At 47.1% G+C, this 25,565-nt stretch carries 26 protein-coding genes and 1 tRNA gene; 2 read left to right on the forward strand and 25 right to left on the reverse strand.

Going from position 1 to position 25,565, the window contains the following annotated elements; genetic code table 11:
• Positions 1 to 196: 196 nt before the first annotated feature.
• The 9 genes from RB297_RS29050 to rpsF form a co-directional block, all read right to left on the reverse strand.
• On the reverse strand, positions 197 to 1,162 hold the full coding sequence (locus RB297_RS29050; RefSeq protein ID WP_009591536.1) for an ABC transporter ATP-binding protein: 966 nt from the start codon (positions 1,160 to 1,162) through the stop codon (positions 197 to 199).
• Positions 1,162 to 2,136, reverse strand: a complete 975-nt coding sequence (locus RB297_RS29055) for an ABC transporter ATP-binding protein (protein WP_009591511.1) — start codon at positions 2,134 to 2,136, stop codon at positions 1,162 to 1,164. The genes RB297_RS29050 and RB297_RS29055 overlap by 1 nt, the downstream gene beginning before the upstream one ends.
• 11 nt (positions 2,137 to 2,147) lie before the next feature.
• Positions 2,148 to 3,071 (reverse strand): oligopeptide ABC transporter permease, encoded by a 924-nt coding sequence (gene opp4C, locus RB297_RS29060; RefSeq protein ID WP_015738112.1) that lies wholly within the window; start codon positions 3,069 to 3,071, stop codon positions 2,148 to 2,150.
• 12 nt (positions 3,072 to 3,083) lie between these two features.
• Entirely contained in the window at positions 3,084 to 4,046 is a 963-nt protein-coding gene (locus RB297_RS29065; RefSeq protein WP_009591558.1) for an ABC transporter permease, read from the reverse strand.
• 66 nt (positions 4,047 to 4,112) lie between these two features.
• Positions 4,113 to 5,882 carry an ABC transporter substrate-binding protein gene (locus RB297_RS29070; RefSeq protein ID WP_036659571.1) on the reverse strand — a complete coding sequence of 590 codons (1,770 nt, stop codon included), beginning with the start codon at positions 5,880 to 5,882 and terminating at the stop codon, positions 4,113 to 4,115.
• A gap of 729 nt (positions 5,883 to 6,611) precedes the next feature.
• Positions 6,612 to 7,286, reverse strand: a complete 675-nt coding sequence (locus RB297_RS29075) for an SOS response-associated peptidase (RefSeq protein ID WP_096777264.1) — start codon at positions 7,284 to 7,286, stop codon at positions 6,612 to 6,614.
• A gap of 868 nt (positions 7,287 to 8,154) precedes the next feature.
• Positions 8,155 to 8,427 carry a 30S ribosomal protein S18 gene (gene rpsR, locus RB297_RS29080; RefSeq protein ID WP_006207333.1) on the reverse strand — a complete coding sequence of 91 codons (273 nt, stop codon included), beginning with the start codon at positions 8,425 to 8,427 and terminating at the stop codon, positions 8,155 to 8,157.
• A 21-nt stretch (positions 8,428 to 8,448) separates the two neighbouring features.
• Positions 8,449 to 8,943: a single-stranded DNA-binding protein gene (gene ssb, locus RB297_RS29085; protein ID WP_015738118.1), complete on the reverse strand. Its 495-nt coding sequence runs from the start codon at positions 8,941 to 8,943 to the stop codon at positions 8,449 to 8,451.
• A 47-nt stretch (positions 8,944 to 8,990) separates the two neighbouring features.
• A complete protein-coding gene (gene rpsF, locus RB297_RS29090) occupies positions 8,991 to 9,275 on the reverse strand; it encodes a 30S ribosomal protein S6 (protein ID WP_009591503.1) in 285 nt (94 codons plus the stop codon).
• A gap of 238 nt (positions 9,276 to 9,513) precedes the next feature.
• Here rpsF and RB297_RS29095 point away from each other — a divergent pair, with 238 nt between their 5' ends.
• A complete protein-coding gene (locus RB297_RS29095) occupies positions 9,514 to 9,708 on the forward strand; it encodes a YjzC family protein (RefSeq protein ID WP_015738119.1) in 195 nt (64 codons plus the stop codon).
• A gap of 578 nt (positions 9,709 to 10,286) precedes the next feature.
• Here RB297_RS29095 and RB297_RS29100 read toward each other — a convergent pair.
• From RB297_RS29100 to RB297_RS29115, 4 genes are all read right to left on the reverse strand, one after another.
• A tRNA-Ser gene (locus RB297_RS29100) sits at positions 10,287 to 10,377 on the reverse strand.
• A 132-nt stretch (positions 10,378 to 10,509) separates the two neighbouring features.
• The gene (locus RB297_RS29105; protein WP_090909575.1) at positions 10,510 to 10,731 is read right to left on the reverse strand and encodes a DUF951 domain-containing protein; all 222 of its coding nucleotides are present in this window, start codon (positions 10,729 to 10,731) and stop codon (positions 10,510 to 10,512) included.
• Positions 10,732 to 10,796: 65 nt separating this feature from the next.
• The gene (locus RB297_RS29110; RefSeq protein ID WP_096777265.1) at positions 10,797 to 11,699 is read right to left on the reverse strand and encodes a mechanosensitive ion channel family protein; all 903 of its coding nucleotides are present in this window, start codon (positions 11,697 to 11,699) and stop codon (positions 10,797 to 10,799) included.
• Between the two features lie 15 nt (positions 11,700 to 11,714).
• A complete protein-coding gene (locus RB297_RS29115) occupies positions 11,715 to 11,969 on the reverse strand; it encodes a putative Se/S carrier protein (protein ID WP_096777266.1) in 255 nt (84 codons plus the stop codon).
• Between the two features lie 260 nt (positions 11,970 to 12,229).
• Here RB297_RS29115 and yyaC point away from each other — a divergent pair, with 260 nt between their 5' ends.
• Positions 12,230 to 12,835 (forward strand): spore protease YyaC, encoded by a 606-nt coding sequence (yyaC, locus tag RB297_RS29120; RefSeq protein WP_096777267.1) that lies wholly within the window; start codon positions 12,230 to 12,232, stop codon positions 12,833 to 12,835.
• Here yyaC and RB297_RS29125 read toward each other — a convergent pair.
• The 12 genes from RB297_RS29125 to rpmH form a co-directional block, all read right to left on the reverse strand.
• Complete coding sequence (locus RB297_RS29125; RefSeq protein WP_090909572.1) at positions 12,792 to 13,310, reverse strand: DUF4446 family protein; 519 nt, start codon at positions 13,308 to 13,310, stop codon at positions 12,792 to 12,794. The two genes, yyaC and RB297_RS29125, sit on opposite strands and share 44 nt — an antisense overlap.
• A gap of 38 nt (positions 13,311 to 13,348) precedes the next feature.
• Positions 13,349 to 14,497, reverse strand: a complete 1,149-nt coding sequence (locus RB297_RS29130; RefSeq protein WP_375122005.1) for an aminotransferase class V-fold PLP-dependent enzyme — start codon at positions 14,495 to 14,497, stop codon at positions 13,349 to 13,351.
• A gap of 211 nt (positions 14,498 to 14,708) precedes the next feature.
• The gene (locus RB297_RS29135; RefSeq protein ID WP_009591559.1) at positions 14,709 to 15,548 is read right to left on the reverse strand and encodes a ParB/RepB/Spo0J family partition protein; all 840 of its coding nucleotides are present in this window, start codon (positions 15,546 to 15,548) and stop codon (positions 14,709 to 14,711) included.
• Positions 15,541 to 16,302 (reverse strand): ParA family protein, encoded by a 762-nt coding sequence (locus RB297_RS29140; RefSeq protein ID WP_375122006.1) that lies wholly within the window; start codon positions 16,300 to 16,302, stop codon positions 15,541 to 15,543. The genes RB297_RS29135 and RB297_RS29140 overlap by 8 nt, the downstream gene beginning before the upstream one ends.
• Before the next feature lie 265 nt (positions 16,303 to 16,567).
• Positions 16,568 to 17,386, reverse strand: a complete 819-nt coding sequence (noc, locus tag RB297_RS29145; RefSeq protein ID WP_009591452.1) for a nucleoid occlusion protein — start codon at positions 17,384 to 17,386, stop codon at positions 16,568 to 16,570.
• 1,255 nt (positions 17,387 to 18,641) lie between these two features.
• A complete protein-coding gene (gene rsmG, locus RB297_RS29150) occupies positions 18,642 to 19,364 on the reverse strand; it encodes a 16S rRNA (guanine(527)-N(7))-methyltransferase RsmG (protein WP_192570156.1) in 723 nt (240 codons plus the stop codon).
• Positions 19,365 to 19,367: 3 nt separating this feature from the next.
• Positions 19,368 to 21,254, reverse strand: a complete 1,887-nt coding sequence (gene mnmG / locus RB297_RS29155; RefSeq protein WP_015738127.1) for a tRNA uridine-5-carboxymethylaminomethyl(34) synthesis enzyme MnmG — start codon at positions 21,252 to 21,254, stop codon at positions 19,368 to 19,370.
• 109 nt (positions 21,255 to 21,363) lie between these two features.
• On the reverse strand, positions 21,364 to 22,740 hold the full coding sequence (gene mnmE / locus RB297_RS29160) for a tRNA uridine-5-carboxymethylaminomethyl(34) synthesis GTPase MnmE (protein ID WP_375122007.1): 1,377 nt from the start codon (positions 22,738 to 22,740) through the stop codon (positions 21,364 to 21,366).
• Positions 22,741 to 22,930: 190 nt separating this feature from the next.
• On the reverse strand, positions 22,931 to 23,719 hold the full coding sequence (gene jag, locus RB297_RS29165; RefSeq protein WP_375122008.1) for an RNA-binding cell elongation regulator Jag/EloR: 789 nt from the start codon (positions 23,717 to 23,719) through the stop codon (positions 22,931 to 22,933).
• Complete coding sequence (locus RB297_RS29170; RefSeq protein ID WP_009591548.1) at positions 23,716 to 24,606, reverse strand: YidC/Oxa1 family membrane protein insertase; 891 nt, start codon at positions 24,604 to 24,606, stop codon at positions 23,716 to 23,718. The genes jag and RB297_RS29170 overlap by 4 nt, the downstream gene beginning before the upstream one ends.
• Before the next feature lie 75 nt (positions 24,607 to 24,681).
• On the reverse strand, positions 24,682 to 25,032 hold the full coding sequence (rnpA, locus tag RB297_RS29175; protein ID WP_009591465.1) for a ribonuclease P protein component: 351 nt from the start codon (positions 25,030 to 25,032) through the stop codon (positions 24,682 to 24,684).
• Between the two features lie 223 nt (positions 25,033 to 25,255).
• Entirely contained in the window at positions 25,256 to 25,390 is a 135-nt protein-coding gene (gene rpmH / locus RB297_RS29180) for a 50S ribosomal protein L34 (RefSeq protein ID WP_006207379.1), read from the reverse strand.
• Positions 25,391 to 25,565 lie beyond the last annotated feature (175 nt).

Here is a 25,565-nt window from a genome sequence, read left to right on the forward strand (position 1 = left end):
GACGGTTGAAAGAGGCATTTGGTCTGCTTTTTTTTGAATTTTCTGTTTAGAAATTTTTGTAAATGAAACGAATGTGCCAGGAAAACAAAAAAGACCTCCAACCGTCCGCAGACGATAGGAAGTCCTTCTATGAGTCTGTAAATCTTCTAATCATCACGCTGATTGCTGTCAGAAAACCTGAATATGAAGAGTCCTATTAAGCGTAGTGACAAGCAACAAAGTGATCATTTCCTACATTGCGGTATTCCGGCACTTGCTGTTTGCACAGGTCTGAAGCCAGCGGGCAGCGCGTGTGGAATTTGCAGCCTGAAGGCGGGTTCGCCGGGCTTGGAATGTCGCCTTTCAGTACGATCCGGTCACGCTTCAGCGTTGGATCCGGGACCGGTACGGCAGACAGCAATGCTTTCGTATAAGGATGCAGCGGGTTGCGGAACAGCTCTTCCTTGCTGGCCATTTCTACCATCGATCCCAGATACATTACCCCAATTCGGTTGCACAAATGCTCTACAACACTGAGATCATGAGAAATAAACAAGTAAGTCAGCTGCTTCTCGCGCTGCAAATCACTTAATAAATTGATGATTTGTGCTTGAATCGATACATCCAATGCAGATACCGGCTCATCCGCGACGATAAAGTCGGGATTCAGAATCAACGCGCGGGCAATCCCGATCCGTTGTCGCTGTCCGCCGGAGAACTCATGAGGATACCGATCATAGTGATAGGCGGCAAGGCCGCAAATTTCCAGCGTTTCAATCACGCGGTCTTTAAGTTCCTTACGATTAACTAACCCATGGTCAATGAGTGCTTCGCCGATGGCTTCGCCCACTTTGATTCTTGGATTCAGTGAGCTGAATGGATCCTGGAATACGATCTGCATCTTTGGACGCAAGGCACGCATCTTCTCCTTGGACAAGGAATGGATGTCGGTACCATTAAAGATGACTTTGCCTTCCGTTTTTTCCAACAATCGAAGAATGGTTCGTCCAATAGTGCTCTTGCCGCAGCCCGATTCACCTACGAGCCCGAAGGATTCCCCTTTGTTGATGGTAAAGCTGACTCCGTCAACGGCCCTTACATTGCCCACGGTTCGTTGAAATACGCCGCCGGTGATGGGAAAGTATTTCTTCAAACCGTCTATTTCGATCAGTGCTTGACTCATTAGGCTTTCCCCTCCTCTTCATACAGCCAGCAAGCGACCTTATGGCCGTTAGGATCCGTACCGAGCGGAGGCGTTTTCTCCTTGCAGATCTGCATGCAGAATTCGCAGCGATCATGGAAATGACAGTTGTCTCCAAGATCTACCGGGTTAGGCACTTGTCCCGGAATCGAATACAGACGTTCTTGCGTCTGATTAATGACCGGCTTCGCCTTCAGAAGACCTTTGGTATATGGATGCTTCGGTTGTTTGAACAGCTCGATGACCGGTGCTTCTTCTATGACTTTGCCTGCGTACATAACAACAACATAATCCGCCATCTCGGCAACAACGCCTAGGTCATGCGTAATAAGCATAATCGAAGTGTTGAGTTTACCCTTAATGTCACGCATCAAATCCAAAATCTGGGCCTGAATCGTTACGTCAAGAGCGGTTGTAGGCTCATCCGCGATCAGCAGCTTCGGATTACAGCTAAGGGCAATCGCGATCATGATCCGTTGGCGCATACCGCCGCTGAGCTCATGCGGATAAGAGTCGAAAATCTTCTCCGCACGCGGGATTCCAACCAAATTAATCAGATCGATGGCGCGTTGTTTTGCTTCTTTACGGTTAACGAGCTGATGAAGCAGGATCGGCTCCACAATCTGCTCCCCGATCGTTAATACCGGGTTGAGCGAGGTCATGGGTTCCTGGAAGATCATGGCGATATCGTTGCCGCGAATCAAGCTCATCTCGCGCTTGCTCATCTTCAGCAGATCCTTGCCTTCATACAGGATTTCTCCCCCCACCGGAGGTGTATCGATCAAACGCATAAGAGACATGGCTGTTACGCTCTTACCACAGCCCGACTCACCCACCACGCACAGTGTTTCACCTTCACGGATTTTGAAGCTAACATCGTCGACGGCTTTCACGGTGCCTGCGGAGGTTTGAAAATGCGTTTTTAAATTGCGGAATTCTACTAATTCTTTTGCCATATTCGCATCTCCTACTTCTTCATTTTCGGGTCAAGTGCGTCGCGAAGCCCGTCACCGATCAAGTTGATTGCAACTACGGTAACAAGAATACACATGCCTGGCGGTATCCACAGCCACGGCCGCTTACGGAAATCAATCAAACTGTTTGCGGCCGAGATCATGTTCCCCCAAGAAGGTGTTGGCGGAACGACCCCAACTCCCAAGAAGCTTAACGCCGATTCGTAAATAATGGCTCCGGCTACGCCAAGCGTTGCGGATACGATAATAATCGGAATTGTATTCGGCAGCAGATGGCGGAAAATTTTGCGTCGGTCTTTAAGTCCCAGCGCTTCCGTTGCCTGCATAAACTCTTGTTCACGTAGCGTCAATATTTGTCCGCGTACAAGGCGGGAAATTCCACTCCAGCCTAAGATACCTATAATCAACATCAAGAAATAGATTCGCTCAGAAGGATCAACCTTTAAGTCTGACAGCACCGCGCCCAAAATGATCAGGATCGGGAGCGTCGGAATCGCCATAAATATATCGGCAATACGCATAATCAGAGTATCGACCCATTTTCGATAGAACCCGGCCAGCGCGCCAAGCGTCGCTCCCACGATGACCGAGATACCCGTTGCGACAAGACCGACCGTCAGGGAAATCCGGCCTGCAAGCATCATACGCAGAAGAACATCGCGGCCGAGCTTATCCGTACCTAGCCAATATTTGGAGCTTGGAGGCAAGTTTTTATCTTTTACACTGTAGTCATACAGTGAATATGGCGAGAACAATGGACCAATAAAACACAGCAAAAACATAAATACGATTATGATAAGTCCGATGACAGCGAGACGGTTTCTGGAAAAACGGCGAATAGCGATCCGCCACGGGGAATCCGGCTGCTTCTTCGGTACTGGTAGATTCGTTTTTAATGGTGCAGCCTCTGCGGACAAATGAATCTCCTCCTACTTTAAGCGAATTCTTGGATCTGCAGTTCCATACAGAACGTCAGACAACAGGTTGCCCAGAAGTGTCAGTACGGATATGAACACCGTGAAACCAAGCATGAACGGATAGTCCCGCATATTGATCGATTCCAGATAAACTTGACCGACCCCTGGCCAAATGAAAATTTTCTCCATGATGATGGCGCCGCCAAACAAAGCTGGCAGCTCAAAGCCCATCAGGGTGATCGCAGGAAGCATGGCATTACGCAGAGCATGCTTGAAAATTACCGTACGTTCCTTCAACCCCTTAGCACGAGCCGTCCGGATGTAATCCTGACGAATAACTTCAAGCATGCTTGTACGGAAATACCGCGTCAAGCTGCCTGTGCTAAGCATCGTGAGTACCGTAACCGGCAAGAACATATGCCAAGCGATATCAACCAATTGTTCCCACGTATTTCCATTCATTCCGGATGTCTTCATACCGCCAACCGGGAACCACCCTAGATCCAACGCCAAAAATTTGATGAGAAGAAGTCCGATGAAGAAAGAGGGCAGTGACATACATAAAAAGATTAATAGCGTAATGATTTTATCGAATAAAGAATACTGGAATTTAGCCGAGAATACGCCGGCAAAAATAGCAATAATCCAACTCAATATCAAACTGAAAATAGCGATGAAAAAGGAGTTCCATACATAATTGCCCATAACGGTTGTAACAGGTTGTTTGTGCACAAGGGAATCTCCGAGATTACCCTTCAGCATATTGCCGACCCATGTAAGATAACGCTCTACTGGCGGCTTATCTAAACCATAAATTTCCCGAAGCTGAGCTGCCTTCTCAGCAGTCATCGTCGGGTTATTCACTGCAGTGATATAGTCACCTGGAACCAATGCTGATATTGCAAATATGATAATCGAAATCCCGATCATTGTCGGGATAATCTGCAGCAGCCTCCGGATAATGTACTGCTTCATAATATTCCTCCCGGCTTATAAGTGGATATGCCCAGCTCTTGCGAGCTGAGCATATGTTTCCTGCTGTTATTGTTGAATTTCGGCTTTATAGAGATCGATGGTGAAGTCTTTGTATGGAGTGATGTCCATGCCGTTGATTCTGCTGTTAATACCCCACATATCGCGTCTTTGATAGATCAAGAGATCCGGAACGTTTTGGTTCAGCACTTGATATGCTTCAGCGTAAGCTGCTTTACGTTCTTCAAGATCAAACGCGTTCAGACCTTTTTTCATAGCTGCATCGTAATCTGGATTGGAGAAGCCGATATCGTTCTGCTGTCCATCTGTAATGTAAACCGTGGAATCCGGATCCGGAGTCAAGCCCCAAGCTGCGAAGAACATTTCGAACTCGCCTTTGTCCTTCTTATCCATGATAGCGTTGAAATCCAACGTTTCAGCAGTCAATTTGATGCCAAGCTCTTGGTAGTTTTGCGTCATAACCGGAATCAGAGCATCGATTACCGGGTTGTCGGCTGTTGCAGAGAAATGAATTTCGAATTTTTTGCCGTCTTTTTCGCGAGTACCGTCTGCGCCGGCTACCCAACCTGCTTCATCAAGCAGCTGCTTCGCTTTTTCCATGTCGAACTCGTACGGCTCAATGCCTTCGTCCGTGTAAGCCCAGGAAACGCTGGATTGTGGAATATTCAATACGTTCGCATAAGGACCGTAGATGATTTCTACTACTTCTGCACGGTTCAAACCGTACATCAATGCTTGACGAACCTTAACGTCTTGGAATTTAGGATCATTGTGGTTCATGGCAACATATCCGTAACCGTTGGTTGGGAAGATGTTGACGTCCAGGAAGCCCATGCCTTTCAATTCTTCTACGTTGTCTTCGTTAACGGTAACCATGTCCATATCGATTTCGCCGGACTGGAACATGGCCAATCTGGTTTCTTCAGTTGTAGTCTTGTAAATAACGTTCTTGATTTTCGGTGCGCCCAGGAAGTAGTTAGCGTTAGCTTCGAGTACTACCTCTTGACCTGGGGAGTAGCTCTTCAATACATATTGACCGCTTCCGATTGGTTTAGCGTGCAGATCTTTCATGTACTCCAGGTTGCCTTGCTTGTAACCTTTGCCATAGTAGGCTTCTGGTGCAAAAGCAACCGTACCGAGGTTATCCTTGGTCATTGCATTTGCTTCGGTAACTTCGATTTCAATGGTATTGTCGTCGATGACTTTAATACCGGAGATATCGGTAGCTTTGCCTTCGTTGTACTCTTTACCGCCTTTGATATGAACGGACAACAGATCGGATTGGCCGTCATAGCTGGAATCATGGTAAACTTTCATTGCAAAAGCATAGTCTTTTACAGTAACAGGAGTGCCGTCGGAATACGTCACGCCTGGCTTCAATTTGAACGTGTACTTCAATTTATCCTCGGAAACTTCTACGCTTTCTGCCAAACGGTTCTGGTACGTTCCGTCGCCTTGAACTGCGAAGAAAGAATCAAAGATAGCGTCTACGACATATTTGTCATAAGCAGTCTGCCAGTAAAACGGGTTAAATACCCCTTTAGGTGCAGTCATACCGACAACAAGCGTGTCTTTACGATTCAATGCAGTTGCTGGATTCAAAGATGGGTCTTCAGCTTCAAAATAGCCTTGGCTTTCGTCACCAGATTCAGCTGGCGGTTCTGTAGTTTCTTCGCCATCGCCTTCAGCTGGTGGAGTTTGCTCCGTTTGATCCCCTTGACTTGGTGGCTGTTCTGCTGTTCCTCCGCCTCCGCAAGCTGCTAATACCGTGATGGCCAGAAGCATGATTGCCAGCAGGAGTGACATTCTTTTCTTCATGCGAATCCTCCTCTTAAAAAATGTTGTTGCAATATAAATTATCAGGACGAATATTGAAATCATCCTTAAATAATTTCGGTACTGAACGTTACGTTCTCTAGGATGTCATTGCATGATGTGAAATAACTTGAAAGTTTTACAGAAAATATACCATTGGTCAATTAGTGCCAAAGTCTCTAGCAATATCTTCTTGCCTATAAAATTAATGTTATGATACGTGTAAATTTAGGTAACGTCAATTACTTTTTTTCATATTTCTCAAAAATCATGTTTTTATCGTCGTTTTCGAGGTTAATAATTAAGTTTATCTCCGTTGTATATCCTTAGTTTACTGAAAATGTATGTAATATCAAGATTTATTTACAATTTATAACTATAATCACTTTCGGTTTTGTTGAAATGATGTAATGTTATATTACAAATAATTTGAATTCAGATTTAAAACCTTGATTAAAAGTGCTAAAAGATAAGTTTTATGTTAAATTATATCACACCATCCTAGTCTATCTCTGCTCAATCTAAATAAAGCCCATTTTTATGTAATATTTCATCCTAACCGTATGCTTCAATTCCGTATTAGATGACGCCTGTTTGAAGGTATTGCCTTTCATGGTTTCGTCCCTCTACTGCATTAAAGCCTAAAAAAAGCAATCCGGGGGCATCTTCCGGATTGCTTTCATGTTCTGTTTTATGTCAGATAAATCAACCTCGTTCTTTCATACTTACGAACTACAGGTTCTTCACCCAAGCAAGCTTCAAATCCATTTCTTCAATGCACTGCTGATGATCATGCGTATCGTCGGCCACTAAAGGCGTTACCGGATATATGCGCATCTGTCCGCGGTAAGTATGGAGCAGCGGATGAACCGCATGCCTTCCCTGGATTTCCGGGTCCAGCCACTTGGCCATATTTTCTTCTGACAAGATTGCCGGCATCCGTGTTTCGAACTCCGATATCGCTTCATTAGCATCCGTCATCAGAACTGTGCAGGTTCTCATTTCATTTCCTCTGGCATCTCGCCATGTCTCGTATAGGCCCGCCATACCGAATATTTCATTATCTCCGATCACGGTCCGTACGGCATAACTCCGTTTGCCGACCGTCCTCCAGTAATATAGTCCATTGCAAGGTATAACGCAGCGTCTCGTATCAATCGCTTTGCGATAAGTGGGATTCTGATCAACTGTCGTAATATCGGCGTTGACCGCATCTTTCCCCCAATACGGAACCAAGCCCCACCGATACTCATCGAGTACCCGCTCCCCCTGTTCCTGTACAATGACCGGCATGGTTTGGGTAGGACTAATGTTGTATCGGCTCTTGTAGTAATACATGACCCGATGGATGCCAAAGCGTTGATTCACTTCTTCGAGCCCTGCGGACAGCGAAAATCTTCTGCACATACGACTACCTCCTTTTTCCTTTATCGTTTGGATAATGGAGGAGGAATATGCATAATAAGACTAACATCATGGAGCTTCCACTCTATGTACGCTTGTATCTCTGGAGAGGACATCATCAGATTGAAAAATTTCTGCAATTTTAATGTAATCGCATTATTAAATTTTCCTTACCTCACGGTTCGTGGCCATGTTCGTATACCATGTTTGTACACGATAGACATCAAACTTCATACGAGAATAAGAAATAGGCCCGTACCAATCTCTTTTTTCGATATATGAAAAGGATCGCATTCTATATACTAGACAAATATCATTCCACCCTTCATGCAGAAAGGCTACAGATACCTATATATAATAGAAGGAATTTTTTTAGCCTACTTTGCGATCGGCCTACATTTATGGATTCTTTTATAGCAGGAACATCCATTGTTCTTATCGTTGTATTGCTTACAATAGACACTGTCCTTTCGAAGTAGACATGATTTCAGGGCTTTAAAACTGGAAAGCTTTACACCAGGCTTGTATTTATCGATCGCTGCTACTCTTTAACAATGTACACTCTGAGGAGACACGATTCTTCCGTGAAGACATTATATCCCAACATTTGGTTAACCCTGTTTGAAACCGAAGTGGTCTGTCCCTGCTCTTCTATATGATTTAACCTCTGCCACTCAACATGGATGCTTTCACGATTTCGCAATGGACAGCGACGTGGTCTTGCAAGCATCTGCCGACATTGCTTACTCGACGACAGACCGCATATGGCCGAGGTATCCCTTGCGAGATGTTGAAGTAAGCACTTGAGTTTGTACCTAATAAAAAAGCGGCTCAGCCTATGATTAGGCTGAACCGCTTTACACACAAAGGATTACTCCGTTGTGTATGGAAGCAATGCGATTTGACGGGAGCGTTTGATCGCAATCGTCAGGGCACGCTGATATTTAGCGCTAGTACCTGTTACACGACGAGGCAGGATTTTTCCGCGCTCGCTGATGAATTTCTTGAGCAGGTCTGTATCTTTATAGTCAATGTGAGTAATTTTGTTCACAGTGAAGAAACATACTTTACGACGCTTGTTGCGGCCGCCGCGGCGTGCCGGTCTTTTGTCGTTGTCTCCGCCTTCTCTTTGTTTAAAAGCCATGTGTTGTCAGTCCTTTCCGTATTAAAATGGCAAATCATCATCCGAAATATCGATCGGTTTTCCTTCATCGGAAAAAGGATCCTGATTGTTGTTTCGCGAGTAGTTATTGTTCCCCCGGTTTCCGCCACCGCTATTGCCGTTGCTTCCTCCGTTAAACGATGATTCCTCACGATTTCCTCCGCCACCGCTTGTTTCACGGTTTGACTCCAAGAAGCGAACATTATCGGCAATGACTTCGGTGACGTATACACGCTTACCTTCGTTATTCTCGTAATTCCGCACTTGAATGCGCCCTTCTACAGCCGTCAAACGGCCTTTGCGCAGATAGTTTGCACAAGTCTCCGCAAGCTGTCTCCAGGTCACGACCGGAATGAAATCCGCTTCGCGCTCCCCGCCTTGTCCGGTAAACGGACGATCAACAGCAAGTGTAAATTGCGTTACAGCAACACCTGAAGGAGTATATCGCAGCTCGGGATCCTTAGTCAGTCGGCCAATCAAAATGACACGGTTCAACAATCCAATCCCCTCCTTAGAACGAAATCAATTACAAAGTTTGGTCCGTATTAAGCAACGTCGTTCGTGATGAGATAACGAATGACTTCGTCAGAAATCTTCATGAGACGCTCAAGCTCAGCTACAACTTCAGGTGTTGCGTTGAAGTTTACCAGAACGTAGACGCCATCACGGAATTTCTTGATCTCATACGCAAGACGGCGTTTACCCATTACGTCATGCTTTGTAATTTCTCCGCCGTTGGAGATGATGCCTTGGAATTTATCGACTGCAGCTTGAACAGCTTCTTGTTCAATGTCAGGACGAATAATGTACATCACTTCATATTTGCGCATATGTTTCACCTCCTTATGGACTTCGGCCCTCAATCGATGTTGAGAGCAAGGAGCGAGTCTAACTCGCACCATAATACTATATCAGAACGGATGATCGGATGCAAGTTTCTTTTCGAAACCAAACATGCCCTCTTCCCTTTATTACCGAGCCTTTCTCTCTTTCCCTGCAATGATTTAAGGTCTGTTGGCGCATGATAATACATGCAGTCCATCCATCATAATGAGGAGGAATTCCATAATGGGAGAACAGACCGAATTTCGTGCAGGCGACAAAGCGCCAAACAACGGCATTTATATGGAAGTTGGCGTTAGAGACCATATTATGGGCATCGAGAACCCGCGTCAAATTAAAATGAGCAAGGGCGACACCTTTCCTGAAACTCAAAATGATGATCGCGTATGGTTAAACAAGCGTCGGGTGCAGCCTAAGTAACAGCCTGGAGTGTTCCAGACGCATGGTATTGTTCGGCGTCCGTCCTATTGGATCCTGAGCACTGCCCCACGATCGAGCTTTGTCTATATGGCTGTCGTTCAAGCAATGAAGGCTGACCATTTACTCTAAATTGTCATTCGTTGAAATTAGCATGTATACAAACAGACCTTTATGCGCACATTATAATCAGGCGGTGCATGAGAGAGGTGTGGTTCCGTTGAACGTTGCAACTGAACAACGCAGAAGGTTTCTGATCGTCGCACGAATTGCAAGCTGAGGAAATGAGCCGAGTGCTTGACCTTTAGGACAAGTGAAGCTGTTGACAAGGTTCGCAGAAGTGCTGATAAAATGATTCCAATTCACAAGCACCGCCTACCCAGAAGGAAGGGCCCATTAGGGCCCTTCTTTTTATGTCCGCTTCCTGATCTGGAGTCATCCTCTCGACAACGAAAAACACCCTCGGCAGGTCATCTGTCCTGCATGAGGGTGTTTTATTCAAAGGCGTCCGTACAGCTTAACGCCTCGGTTTATGTAACAATATCGTCTGCATCCATAACAGCGGAACTTAGAACGATTGGTGGCGGAAAGGGTGGGATTCGAACCCACGCACGCCTTGCGACGCCTAGCTGATTTCGAGTCAGCCCCCTTGGGCCTCTTGGGTACCTTTCCACAGCAAGATTGATTATATCATGGAAACGTTATCTGGTCAATAGCTTGTCTCCACATCTTTTTAGCTGCTCGATCAGATTCGCCTTACCGGCTCCATGAACACCGGTTTGGGAAGCTTCCGGGGAGGAAATATTAAGGTGTATCCCCTGCCCCTTCCGATTCCTGCGCCGAACGTAAAACCTTCTTCATATTCTTCTCGAACTTTACACGGGGGATCAACACGCTGTGCTGACACTTCGTGCATTTAATCCGAATATCCATCCCCATGCGAATAATCTCCATCTCATTATTTCCACAAGGATGGGGCTTCTTCATCTGAACGATATCCCCTAACTGAAAAACCTTGCGCTCCATGGTTACCGCTCCCTTTTGTTTCGTCGCTTCATTATCTATTATATAACATCGGATCACCGAATAGATCAACCCTGAGCGCGTTCTTGCCCCAGCTCGCGTGCTTCAATGGCCTGTTTGATATCGGTAAAAATCTGGCGTTCCACGGCTTCCCTGGCATTCGGATTACACTCGGCTACGATGCGAACCACATATTCCGACGTTGTCAAAGACTGGATCCCAAGCACATCCGGTGTACGCTGCACCTCGGGCCGGCGGTCCATGATTCCCGTAAGTGCCGAATGAATCAATGTGATCGTATCCTTCACCTGCTGATCGTTTTTCACTGGCAGATCCACTATCGCAAGCGAATTGGAAAGAGAGTAGTTCGTAACGCTGGTAATCATCCCGTTCGGAATGATATAGGTTTCCCCGTTCAGACCCCTGACACGCGATGTGCGCAGTCCGATCATTTCGACCGTTCCCCGGTACTCGCCGCTCTTGATCACGTCACCTACGGCGAACTGATCCTCGAATATAATGAAGAATCCGGTAATAACGTCCTTCACCAAACTCTGTGCACCGAAACCGATGGCAAGACCCAGTACACCGGCACCAGCCAACAGCGGTCCTAGCTTGAAGTTGAACTCCGATAGAATAATTAAGATCATGACAAAATTACATACGACGGAGGTTACATTTTTTAACAATTCCCCTACCGTGACAAAGCGTCTTGAGTTCACCTGGATACGGCTCTTCTCCTGCCGGAGCAGAAACTGATCAATCATTTTATACACAACCCGGATCACGAGACGCGTCAGAATAAATATGATGATTACCCGAATACCGGATGACAGAATATTCATCCACATCTCTTCATTCGTTAACCATCCCCAGATCTTATCTTTCAAGCCCTCTGCCTCCTCAGCTATCGTTTGCAAGTCTACACCATCTTCTGTAGTCTCCCCAGACAAGTAACCAAAGCCCCTCATCCCTGATGTCCTCCCTTACTCTTCGATGTTGATATACCTCTCGTTGTCATCAAGCGCAAAAATGCCCCGGATCTCCACATGCTCCAACCGGATGATCTCTTGAACATCCTTTAACGCATCAGGGGGGAATTGAATCGATAATGCACAGCCAGCCGTGATCTCTTTCGGCGTAGGGAACAGATCTATTTCGATATCCGCATACTCCAGCAGCATTTCCGCGCGCAGCGCCTGCTGGGTGGAATCGAATGCGATCACCATCGCACCTTCCACTGCCCAATCCTCCTTCATGCTGCCTATCATTTTAGTTGTATGTATCTCTCATCATCATGTCCGGCAAACAAGAGTTTTATATAAAACTCTTAAAATAAATCAACATTTCATAGAACTTCTGCGGGTCCATGTCCTATACATATTCAAAGCACGGCCACCGCTCGAAATGATTAAATCGCATTTTAAGCAAAACGCAAAGTATAAAAACAGTCTTTCATCCATATACTGATACTACCAAATGCAGACGAAAGGAAGATTCTATGAACCGTCTATCTAAAATCACGTCTCGCCCGGAGGCTTCCAGCTTAAAAATACCACACACGGACCCTAATATCCATTCTGCTATTATACATCGCTTGCTCTTTCATCTTTCCGACACCCGTATTCAGCACCGGCCGCTTGTCATTGTCTGCATCGGCACCGACCGGTCCACCGGTGACTGCTTGGGGCCACTGGTCGGCACATCGCTTGCCCGCTACAACAGTTCACTGTTCCATCTTTACGGGACGCTGGACGAGCCTGTCCACGCCATGAATCTAAAGGATACGCTGACCGCCATATATGAGAAATTCGATAACCCTTTTGTGATCGGGATTGACGCCTGCTTAGGCCAATCAACCAGCGTAGGCTCCATTCAGATCGCCGATGGCCCTCTTAAGCCTGGAGCCGGCGTACATAAAGAATTACCGCCGGTTGGCGATATCCACGTCACGGGAATCGTCAATGTCGGCGGCTTTATGGAATACTTCGTATTGCAGAACACTCGATTAAGCTTGGTCATGCGGTTATCTGATATTATCGCAACTTGCCTGTTTGCAGGGATCAAAGAGTGGAACCGTTCTTCCCTTCTTGCAGCGCAAGAGTAACGGCCTCTTTTTCTTCCGGAGACAATGGATATTTGGATTGCCCATCCTTCAATGGTTTGGCGTACACATAGGAGCTCTCCCGGTTATGCAGACCGGTCAGAACGATTCCTTCCTCCTCCTCACTCAGGATAGCCAGGGAGAAGCTCATTTCGTTCCCCCGCTCGCCAAATGCATTATATCTGACGATGCCAACTTTGGATTTCATTCCTTTCAAGCTGCCGTTGATGGAATCCAGCATTTTTTGATGACTGGCATGCCCTTCTTCAATTTCATCCATTTGGATTTTCAACTGGACCAGCAGCGATTCGATATCTTCTACCCCGCTGCCTGCCATCATCGCATCGTATCTGCGCTTCATCTTGCGCAATTTCGCCCCTTGAACAATTAAGGTTATCCATAAGATCAAGATGATCATGACCATTCCGACGACAAACCAATGAAGCTGCTCCATGATCAATTCATTTAATTCAGACATGCTTTCTTCCTTCCTCTTCTCCATCTTGATCTGTTTGTTTAACTGTGAATTTCCTTGATCGCTTTTCGCATGAATTCGATATCGTCACGGCTCGTAGAAATTCCAACGCTCGCTCTGACTGCACCCGTATGTTCCGTTCCTGATGCCATATGGGCAAGCGGTGTACAATGATAACCGGCACGCACGGCAATCCCATATTCCCGGTCCAGTCGAAAGGCTATTTCGGACGCGTCGAATTTTTCAGACACAAAAGCCACGATGCCTGTCCGTTCTTTTCCAAGAGCAGGACCGAGTATACGAAGGCCTCTCACCTCTTGCAGGCCCTCCATCATATATTGTGTCAATTCCCATTCATGCCGGTAAATATGCTGCGGCGTCCATTCAAGCACCTTCTGCACACCCGCTTGCAATCCCGCATATCCAATCGTATTCGGCGTTCCTGCCTCATATCGATCCGGACGCACCGTCGGCTGTTCAATAGCCTCCGATTGACTGCCGGTACCTCCATGCAGCAATGGTTCCAGATCAATATCAGGCGAGATATACAGCCCCCCTGTTCCTTGTGGCCCCAGAAGCCCTTTATGCCCGGGAAACGCCAGCATACCCACGTGCATCTTCTCCACATGAATATCCAGCATACCGGCACTTTGGGCAGCATCCACGAGCAGTATAGCCCCTTTCTTCTTCGCCAGTTCTCCTATCTCAACAAGTGGAATAATGGAACCAAGCAGATTGGAACTATGACTGCACACAACAAGCCTGGTATTAGAACGAAAGGCTCCCTCGATTAGTTGCAGATCAAGCTGACCTTCCTCATCAACGGGAACATAGTCTACTTGTATCCCCCGGGTGCGCTTCAAATATTCAAGCGGCCTGCGCACAGAATTATGCTCAATCATCGTCGCAATGACATGATCGCCTTCACGCAAACACCCTTTGATGGCTAAATTAAGCGCTTCGGTCGTATTCGATGTCAACGCAATATCGTTGGGGTTCTTCACCCCAAACAAATCTGCCAGCGTCTTCCGAGTCCCATAAAGGACTCGGGATGCCTTCACCGCCATTCGGTGACTGCCTCGTCCCGGGTTTGCTGCCGCCTCTTCCATGGCCCTCTTCATCGCCTCAAACACTTCAGGAGGCTTGGGCCACGAAGTGGCGGCATGATCCAGATAAACGATCGGGTCCATGATGTTTCCCCTTCATTTTTCCGTAGTATTTTCCCTTTACAATACACATTCAAGCATCTTCAACTTCCGCCGGCCAATAAAGAGCCTCACGTTTAGTTAAATAAAGACATATCTCATTCCCTTTCAGGAACGTCGACATGTCTTTGGTTTTAATCAAACTCACTCTTTAACCAGCCACTCATCAACGGAGCCTTCAGATACCAAACTGCTCTTATTGAAGAAGTTCCAACAATCGTTCCAGATCCTGCTTGCTATAATAATTAAGCTCAATCTTCCCTTTATCCTTATTGTGCTTAATTTTGACGGTCGTTTTAAATCGTTCTCTAAGATCCTCTTCCAGATGATCGATATAAGGATCGCGATTCTTGACCTTAGGCTTCGCTTTATCCGCTGGTTTGCGGTCCAGATTCTTAACCGCTTCCTCCAATTCGCGGACACTCCATTCCTGCTCCACGCATTGTTTCGCCAGCTGTTTAACAAGAATCGGATCCTTAATTCCCACGATCGCTCTAGCATGTCCCATCGACAATGTTCCACGTGAAACATTTTCCTTCACTTCTTCTGGTAACGAAAGCAATCGCAAAAAGTTAGCGATATGGGAACGAGATTTACCGACCTTCAATGACAACTCTTCTTGGGTTAAGGAAAATTGTTCCATAAGCCCTTGATAAGCTACCGCAATCTCCATGGCGTTCAGATTCTCGCGCTGCAAGTTCTCAATGAGGGCAATCTCCATTACTTGTTGGTCACTGAAGGAACGAACCACCGCCGGTATCGTTGCTTTCCCACAATATTGGGATGCCCGGAATCTTCGCTCCCCGGCAATAATCTCATAGCCCTTCAGCACGCTGCGGACAATAATCGGTTGAATCACACCATGCTGACGGATCGATTCCGCCAGCTCCTGGATTGCCTCATCGTTAAAAGTCTTTCGCGGCTGATACGGATTCGCTCGCAATTGACTGAGCGGAATTTCCACTACCTTGTCATCATCATGAATAGACAAAGATGGAATCAGCGCATCCAGCCCTTTTCCCAAACGTTTACTCATAAGAGATCACTTCCTTTGCCAGCTCCAAGTATACTTCCGCTCCCTTTGAACGGGGATCATACGTAATGATCGACTGCCCATGAGACGGTGCCTCACTCAAACGAATATTTCTCGGGATAATCGTTTTGTACACTTTTTCCTGAAAATACTTCTTCACTTCTTCAATCACCTGAATGCCCAGATTCGTACGCGCATCCAGCATCGTCAGCAATACGCCTTCTATCTTGAGTGATGTATTCAGATGCTTCTGAACGAGGCGAACCGTATTCAGCAGCTGACTCAAACCTTCCAATGCGTAATATTCACATTGAATCGGGATGATAACCGAATCGGCCGCGGTCAATGAATTGATCGTTAAAATGCCAAGCGATGGAGGACAATCAATCAAAATATAATCATAATGGGGTTTGACTAATTGGAGTGATTTCTTCAATCGTACTTCACGAGAAATCGTAGGAACAAGCTCAATCTCGGCGCCAGCCAATTGAATGGTGGCCGGAATGATGTCCAAACCTTCGATATTAGTCCCACAGATGGCGTCCTTCGGGTGTACTTCATTGATGATAATATCGTAAATGCAATTTGCAACATCGGCTTTGTTAATGCCAACCCCACTCGTTGTGTTACCTTGGGGGTCTATATCCACCAAAAGCACCCGTTTGCCTAGCGAAGCCAATCCAGCTCCCAGATTGACGGAAGTCGTCGTTTTGCCGACACCGCCCTTTTGATTTGCTATGGCAATTATCTTTGACACTCATTTCACCTCAATGTAGGAAGACTCTTCTAAGTAGTCGCAATAGATGATATACAGCGAAAGGCTGTATATGTAATATGTGAACGATCCCGTAAAATACGGGATGCCCTGGATATAGCGCTCGATGATAATGAGTAATAATAAAATTACATATTTCTCATCTGCAGCATAAAACCTAATAAGCAAAGATATCGCTGCTGCAGAGAATCTTGATCTCTTGATCAACAGAAAAAGCGGTACGATGCATACCGCTTCACACCATATCTTAACGTTTAGGTATTTTTATAACGATTTCATAGTGATCTTCGTGATCATTCTCCGTTGTTTTGATCGCCATCCCGGAACCGGATACCATATCAATCGATTGACGAATCGTATTCAGGGCCAGGCGAACATCCTTACTATACGATATGCGCTTGGCCTTCTTCATTGTCGTTACTTCTTTATAAAAGGCGATACGTGCTTCCGTCTGTTTCACATTCAGTTCTTTGGTAATGATTTCGTCCAGCACTTTAAGCTGGGTTTCTTCATTATCCAAGGAAAGCAGTGCACGCGCATGACGCTCAGTGACCTTGCGTTCCATCAAAGCCACTTTGGCCGCTTCCGGCAGCTGCAGCAAACGAATCTTGTTTGCAATCGTGGACTGGCTTTTGCCTAGTCGCTGTGCCAAGCTCTCCTGCGTTAATTGGTGAAGATCGATCAGCTTCTGGTAAGCTACTGCCTCTTCAATCGAGGTAAGACCTTCACGCTGCAGATTCTCGATTAGCGCAATGGAGGCTGCTTGTGAATCGTTGAACTCCCGAACAATGGCCGGAATCGTGTCCAGACCCAGCTTCTTAACCGCACGCCAGCGGCGTTCCCCTGCAATGATCTCATACACGCCATTTCGAACGCGAACGACGATAGGCTGAATAACTCCATGGGTTTTAATCGTCTGAAGCAGCTCATCAATCTTCTCGTCATCAAAAATCGTCCGTGGCTGGTATGGGCTGCTGACAACCTCGTTTACCGGGATTTGTTTCACTTCATCCCCTTGGTTCCGCTCTGCCGCTAAGCCAAACAATCTCGAAAATTGTTCTTTCATTCCGTATATTACCACCTAATTTCATGATAGCACGGATAAGCCTCCGGTTTATCCCGGAATCGGTTAAACGATTGAACAACCACAATGTGAAGCATACACGGATCGTTCCAGCCACCATGTAGAACTAGTCATTTAAGTTGTTACGGTGCTGGCAATCATTGTGATGTCAGGCATTTCCCTGCAAAAACAGATTTCATGCTGATTAGAGAAAAACGTCTGTGTCATAGCCGTGTTTTCTCTGATCGAACCCGCTGCATGAAGCGGTTGCTTCTTGAGAGATAGATCAGGAGGCAATATCATGATGTTTACTATCAATCGATATCTCACAAGCGGTATATATTTTGTTCTACTTCGTATGAGGCCAAGAACCCCCTTGGGTTAACCTGGCACTTCCAAAAAACAGCAGTCACAACAATCGAAGGTTGTTGACTGCACGAAGCAAGGATGGAAAAGTCACCAAACCAGGATTTATACTCTTTCATCCCTTCAAGGATCGGGCAAAAGGGCCCGCCAGCTCAAATGGATACTACGATTCTATTCTACCACTTTTTGTCCTATAACTCTATTCTCCAATATCACCTTTTTTCCTGCATTTCTCGCTTGCTTTATACAGGATTTGTGCACAGTTCCAAAGTTTATCCGTCAAAATGACGCTCTTGAACCGCATCTCCCCTTCCATAGCCTTATCTATGATCACAGCATCCATAATAATTGTGGGATTTGCCAATTCAAGAACTCGCTTCTATCCTCATCTGCTAAGAAAGCAATCGACTCTCTCTTAAACGATTAATAAAATGGGAAGCTTTCATTCAAGAGAGTTCCACCTAACTTATTCCTTAAGAAATATCTTGGCGCAGATCACAACTCTAACAGGAAATATAATCCTAATATAATAATAGATATCATTTATTCAACGCACCTCAAACATTTGAAATGTTTCACGTGAAACATTCAAAGCTTAACAGATATATCCAAGGGACAAATGCTTAGTAGCCAATGTGTTACAACTGCTTTAGAAACAACACATTTCCGAACTCAGCCTTTCGCTACCCAACGAATGACACTCAGCCGACTAAACACCCGGAAATAAAGTGAGAGCCTCACGATATTACTCCATATAAGGATGAATGAATGCATCAAGTTCACTAACATGCCCTCTCTTCATCAATAATACAGTAAATAAAAAAAGAGGAGGACTCTTATAAGAGTCCTCCTCTTTAATCCGTTCGCATCTCATTTCCGAAGTCGCTTTCGCTTACACGATCGGCGTTTTGCTGGCCGTACCCGCCTTACGGGGATACTTGGAAGGCGTGGCTCCCTTTTTATCGATCACCACAATATGCCGGCCAGATTCCTCTACAGGCAAAGAGAACGAATGAACCTTGTTCAACGCCCCTCTCAGCTCTTTCAAACTGCGGGCCGCCTCCTTCACTTCTTCCGTAGGGTCACTGCCCTTCATCGCCGCGAATTGTCCCCCTACCTTCGTGAAAGGCAGGCAGAACTCATTCAATACAGCCATTCGAGCTACCGCTCTTGCCGTGACCAGGTCGAACCCGTCACGGTACCCATGTTTGCGGGCAACCTCTTCCGCGCGCCCATGGATCAGCTCAACCCCGGACAGTCCGAGGGTATCCGCAACATGCTTCAGAAACGTAATTCGTTTATTCAGCGAATCTACAATCGTCAGCTTGAGATGGGGAAAACAGATTTTTAACGGAATTCCCGGGAAGCCGGCACCTGATCCGATATCCGCCAGATTGGCGATCTTGTTCATATCCACGTAAAAGGCAAGCGTAATCGAATCATAAAAATGCTTCGTATAAACCTGCTCCCGTTCGGTTATCCCGGTTAAATTCATTTTCTCATTCCATTCCACCAGCACTTCGTAATACATCTCAAACTGATGAAGCTGTTTCTCGTCAATCGTGATCCCGTGCTCGCCGAGCCGGTCAACAAAAGCTTTCTGAATGTCGTCCATTCCTTATCCTTTCGCTGCGGTTACCCGGTTATAATGCTCCAGGTAAACGAGAAGTATCGAAATATCCGCTGGCGTTACGCCGGCAATGCGCGATGCCTGGCCGATGGAAATCGGACGGATTTTGTTCAGCTTCTGCCGAGCCTCCATGGCCAGTCCGTTGATCTCGTCGTAAACGATATCCTCCGGAATGCGTTTTTTCTCCATCTTCTGCAGCTTTTCAACATGTCCCAGCTGTTTCTCAATATAACCCGCATATTTGATTTGAATTTCGACTTGCTCCTTCATTTCCTCATCCAGCTCGTAAGGAGACGGCGAGAGCGACTCAACCATGGCAAACGTAATCTCCGGACGACGCAAAATGGTCAGCATATTGCTTCCGTCCACGATCGGTGCTGACCCGGCGGCTTCCAGCATCGCATTCACCTCAACCGGTTTCACCTTCGTTTGGCGAAGACGTTCGATCTCCTGCTCAACGAGCTGCTTCTTCAGCACGAATTTGGCATAACGCTCTTCCGAGATCAGTCCGATGTCATGACCGATTTCGGTAAGTCGCAGATCGGCATTGTCATGACGGAGCAGCAGACGGTATTCTGCACGGGAGGTGAGCAAACGATAAGGCTCGTTCGTCCCTTTAGTCACCAGGTCATCGATCAGCACTCCAATATAACCCTGGGAGCGATCCAGAATGACTGGCTCTTTGCCCTGCACTTTACGTGCCGCATTGATTCCAGCCATAATACCTTGGCCTGCCGCCTCTTCATATCCCGAGGTACCATTGATCTGACCGGCCGTGAACAGGCCCGGCAGCTTCTTGGTTTCCAGAGATGGCCACAGCTGCGTCGGCACCATGGCATCATACTCAATCGCATAACCGTTACGCATCATTTCTACCTTCTCCATTCCAGGAATGGAACGAAGCACCGCAAGCTGAACATCCTCAGGCATGCTGGTGGATAGACCTTGCACGTAGTATTCTTTTGTATTTTTACCTTCAGGCTCCAGGAAAATCTGATGTTTCGGCTTGTCGGCAAAACGAACGATCTTGTCCTCGATGGACGGGCAATAACGCGGACCCGTTCCTTCTATAACGCCAGAGAACATCGGCGCGCGATGAAGGTTGTCATTGATGATCTTATGCGTATCCACCGACGTATACGTCAACCAGCAAGGAAGCTGCTCATTGTCGGAGGATTTCGTTTCGTAAGAGAAGAACTTAGGCTTCTCATCCCCAGGCTGAATTTCGGTCTTGGAGAAATCAATCGTATCCTTATGCACCCGCGGCGGCGTGCCTGTTTTGAAGCGAACAAGATCGAATCCAAGCTCGCGCAGGTTATGCGCAAGTTTTACCGAAGGCTGTTGATTGTTCGGACCGCTCTCATACATGAGTTCGCCCATAATGACTTTACCGCGCAAATACGTACCGGTTGTCAGCACAACGGCTTTCGCGCGATATTCCGTACCCGTCTGCGTCACGATCCCCACGCACACGCCATCCTCCACGATGAGCTGATCCACCATACCCTGACGAAGGGTAAGCTTCTCTTCCTTCTCCATCGTTTCTTTCATCGTATGCTGATAAGAAAACTTGTCCGCTTGAGCACGCAGCGCGTGGACGGCCGGACCTTTACCCGTATTCAACATGCGCATTTGAATGAAGGTTTTATCGATATTGCGGCCCATTTCTCCGCCCAGCGCGTCGATTTCGCGTACGACATGTCCTTTGGCAGGACCTCCAATGGACGGGTTACAAGGCATAAAAGCAACCATATCCAGGTTGATGGTAACCATCAACGTTTCAGCACCCATACGCGCAGATGCCAGTGCAGCCTCGCAACCGGCATGGCCCGCACCGACTACAATCACGTCATAAGTGCCACCCATATAACTCATAGCTCACCCTCCTGTTCTTATTGTGTTATATACGTTATCAAGGGGCATCCACCTCGGATATCCCTGAAATTGTTGAGCTGTTCCTACTATATATAGTAAGCCCTGAAGCTTATTTACCCAAGCAAAACTGTGAAAAAATTTGATCGATGAGCGAATCGCCAACCGCCTCGCCCAGAATCTCGCTTAACTGTTCCCAGGCCATTCTCACATCGATTTGAATCATATCGATCGGAATGAGCTGTTCGGCCGCGTCGTAGGCATCCTGCAGGGACTGCTTGGATTTCTTCAACAAGGCAATATGCCGCACATTGCTCACATAAGTCAAATCCCCGCCTTCAATCTGGCCGCTGAAGAACAGGTTCGATATGGCCTCTTCCAGCCGGTCGATCCCCTCCTGCGCCTTCACCGACATCGGAACGATCAATTCATCGGGATAATACCGATGGAGAATGTCCAGATCGAGATTAGACGGTAAGTCCATTTTATTCATAATGACAATGCATTGTCTACCGCGTATTTGTTCCATCAATTCCAATTCATCCTGATGAAGCGGCTCGCTGGCATTCAGCACGAGCAGAATGAGATCCGCCTCGTTTACCGCATGCTTGGATCGTTCCACGCCGATCTGCTCCACCACATCCATCGTCTCCCGAATGCCTGCGGTATCCAGCAGCTTCAACGGAATGTTGTTAATGGTGACAAATTCCTCGATCACATCGCGAGTCGTGCCCGGTATATCCGTGACAATCGCCCGATTATCCTGGGCCAGCGTGTTCAGAAGCGAGGATTTGCCCACGTTAGGACGTCCGACAATGGCAGTCGTAATACCTTCCCGCAGAATTTTCCCTTCTTGCGCGGTCTTGAGCAGTTTATCGATTTCCCCCATCACCAGTTTGCTTTTCTCTTTAATGAATTCCGAGGTGAGCGACTCCACGTCATGCTCAGGATAATCGATATTCACTTCGATATGGGCCAGCGTTTCGACCAGGGTATGGCGCAGCTCGTTGATTTTGCGGGATAACGTACCTTCGACCTGCTTGAGGGCAACGGAGAAGGCACGGTCCGATTTCGAACGGATCAGGTCCATGACGGCCTCGGCCTGAGACAAATCTATCCGGCCATTTAAGAAGGCCCGTTTCGTAAATTCTCCGGGCTCCGCCAAACGGATGTTTAATTGAAGCAGCAGGTCCATGACCCGCTTCACGGAGATGACGCCGCCATGGGCGCTGATCTCCACGACATCCTCGGTCGTGAACGAACGAGGGGCACGCATTACGGTCACGAGCACCTCTTCCAGGTTTTCCCCCGTATTCGGATCCACAATATGACCATAATGAACGGTATGGGATTCCACCTGCGTTAGCTTGTTTTTACTTTTGAATATACGCTCCACTTCCTGAACGGAGTCCGGCCCGCTGACGCGAATAATCGCGATGCCGCCTTCACCGACTGCCGTAGAAATGGCTGCAATCGTATCGCTAAACATCGTTTCCTTCACCTCTTTCTATTTAAAAAACCTCGGGATTACACCCCAAACGGTGTACTACCCCGCTGCATGATCTATCATCTTAAACAAAAACCTCCGGCGGAAGTCTTTGCGTATAGGTCTCTCTAAAAAACAATGACTCCCTCTTGAAGCTTAAGGAGTCATTGTTTATATAGGCTCTTCAACTCATTTAGGACGACTTGGGCGTGATGACAACCCGCCGGTTCGGCTCTTCGCCCTTGCTGTACGTCTTCACGGCTCCATGGGACTGGAGTTTGGCGTGAATTACCTTCCGTTCCGCAGCAGGCATAGGCTCAAGCACAATCTCTTTGCGGGTCTTCAGGACCCGCCCCGCCAATCGATCGGCCAGATCCTCCAGCGTCTTCTTGCGGCGGTCGCGGAAGTTCTCGGCATCCAGTACGATGCGCAGATAACTATCGGAGTACCGATTCGCTACGATATTCGCCAAATACTGAAGTGCATCCAACGTCTGGCCTCGGCGGCCGATCATCAGTCCGAGTCCGGCTCCGGAAATTTGAAGCGTCGTAAAGTCTTTTCCCTTCTCCATCTCAACCGAAATATCAAGCCCCATGGCTTGTCCAGTTTCGATAAGAAAGGCGATGGCCTCCTGGTAAGGGTCCTTGCCTTCAAGGGAAGCTGTTCCGGGGCTCTCGGCAATCGCGGTGCCCGCAGGCGCTGCCTGCGTCGCCACGGAGACATGAGAGACCTGAACCGTTTTGGCCGGAACAGCTTGCGTACCCGAAGGAGAAACTTCCTTCACAGATGGTTCGCCGCCGGCACCGTCAGGCAGGAGCGTTAGTTCGACTTTCGCTTCCTTGACCCCGAACAGGCCCAGGAATCCTCTTGATGGCTGACTCAATACTTCAACCGATACACGGTCTTGACTTACACCCAAACGGGCCAGCCCTTGTGCGACAGCATCTTCAATGGTTTTTCCTGTTGCGACGATTTTACTCATCTCGACTTCTTGGCTCCCTTCGAACCTTTTTTCCCGCCTTTGCTGCCACTCTTCTTCCCGCCCTTGTTACCACTCTTGTTGCTCTTATGACCTTCGGTTGCGCTGGCAACGCTTGCCACGACTGCAGCCTTGTCATTGTTGCGGTACAAGAAGTAGTTCTGCACGATCGTGTAGAGGTTACTGTAGAACCAGTACAACGGAAGTGCGGATGGGAACTGGAAGGACATTACAAAGATCAGAATCGGATAAACGAACAGCATGAACTGCATCATCCCCATTTGCGGAGACGGGTTCATCTTCATCATCATTTTCGTTTGGAAATAAGTGGTTGCAGCCGCAAGCACCGGCAAAATAAACAGCTTGTCCGGTTGACCCAATTGCAGCCACAGGAATTCGTGATCACGAAGGAGATTGTTATAGTAAATCGAATGATAGAGTGCGATAAATATCGGCATTTGTACGATCAGCGGCAAACATCCCGCCATCGGATTAACCTTATTCTCCTGGAAAAGCTTCATGGTTTCCATTTGGACTTTTTCAGGCTGATCTTTATATTTCTCGCGAATTTTCTGAATTTCAGGCTGGATGGCCTGCATTGCCTTCGAGCTTCTGACCTGTTTCAGAGTCAGCGGTAAAATCAAGGTACGGACGATAAGCACCATCACGAGTACGGACAATCCGTATTCGCCGTTAAACCATGTCGCAAACGTATCAAGTGCCCATGTAAAGTAATAAACAACGTTGCTCTGCCAAAAGCCTCCATTTTTCAAGTCTTCAATGGTACGCGTTTGGTCAGCTCCAGGCGCACAACCTGATATAACGGCCACTGCGAGTATTACAGCGGTGAGGAGGAACCATTTTCCTCGTCTTGTCTTCATGAACGACACTTCAAAACCCCTCTCTTCGCCATTCCATTCCACGGTAAATCATAACATATTTATATGGACAAATAAACACATGGTTCAGCCCCTCTTCGCTTTCAAAAGGGACGATTTCCTCAATACATGAAGCACGCTTTTCTCCAGCTCCTGATAGGACTTGTCGAGCGCTCCCTTTCGAACGATAAAGATCAGGTCGATATGCTCGATAATCTGGTGCTGATGGTGCCTGACAATCTCTTTAACCAGCCGTCTCATCCGGTTGCGGACAACCGCATTGCCGATCTTTTTGCTGCACGAAACGCCGACGCGAAACTGCTCAACCTCTTTTTTGCGCGACCAATAGACAACAAATTGATGATTGGCGAAGGACTTTCCGTGTCGATATACCCGGCTGAAATCAGCGCGGTTCCGTAAACGAAGTTTTCTATGCACAAGTTTCTACCGCCCTGCCGTTAATCAAGTTCATTACATCCTGCGCTGCTGTGACATCCCTACTATTATAATAGTATAGGCATGCCAAAACCGCGCTAAACACCCGATTGCGAACCTTTACCACTCAATGTAGCTTATATTCTGCCGGTTTCAAAGGAAACTCCTCACACCGCAGCAGATATTACGAAAAAAAGACCACCTCGGTGGTCTTCGTGGCACAATATTAAGCGCTCAGTACTTTTCTGCCTTTTTGACGGCGGTTAGCCAATACTTTGCGTCCGTTCTTCGTGCTCATTCTTTTACGGAAGCCGTGTACCTTTTTGCGTTTGCTTACATTCGGTTTGAAAGTCGGTCTCATGAATTAATGCACCCCCTTACAGGAATATCGCTTACCCATATTTTAAGATCAAAACGTCAATCGACGCACTTTCACGGAAGAATAGACCGCGATTTGTTGAACCGACGTCTATGGACGTATCTCTTGTAAACAGACCGCTACTTGCTAGCGGATAATGTTCTCATCTTCACAGAAA

The sequence above is a fragment of the Paenibacillus sp. CR_12 genome (assembly GCF_041953985.1).
Classification (GTDB): Bacteria; Bacillota; Bacilli; order Paenibacillales; family Paenibacillaceae; genus Paenibacillus_AQ; species Paenibacillus_AQ lautus_A.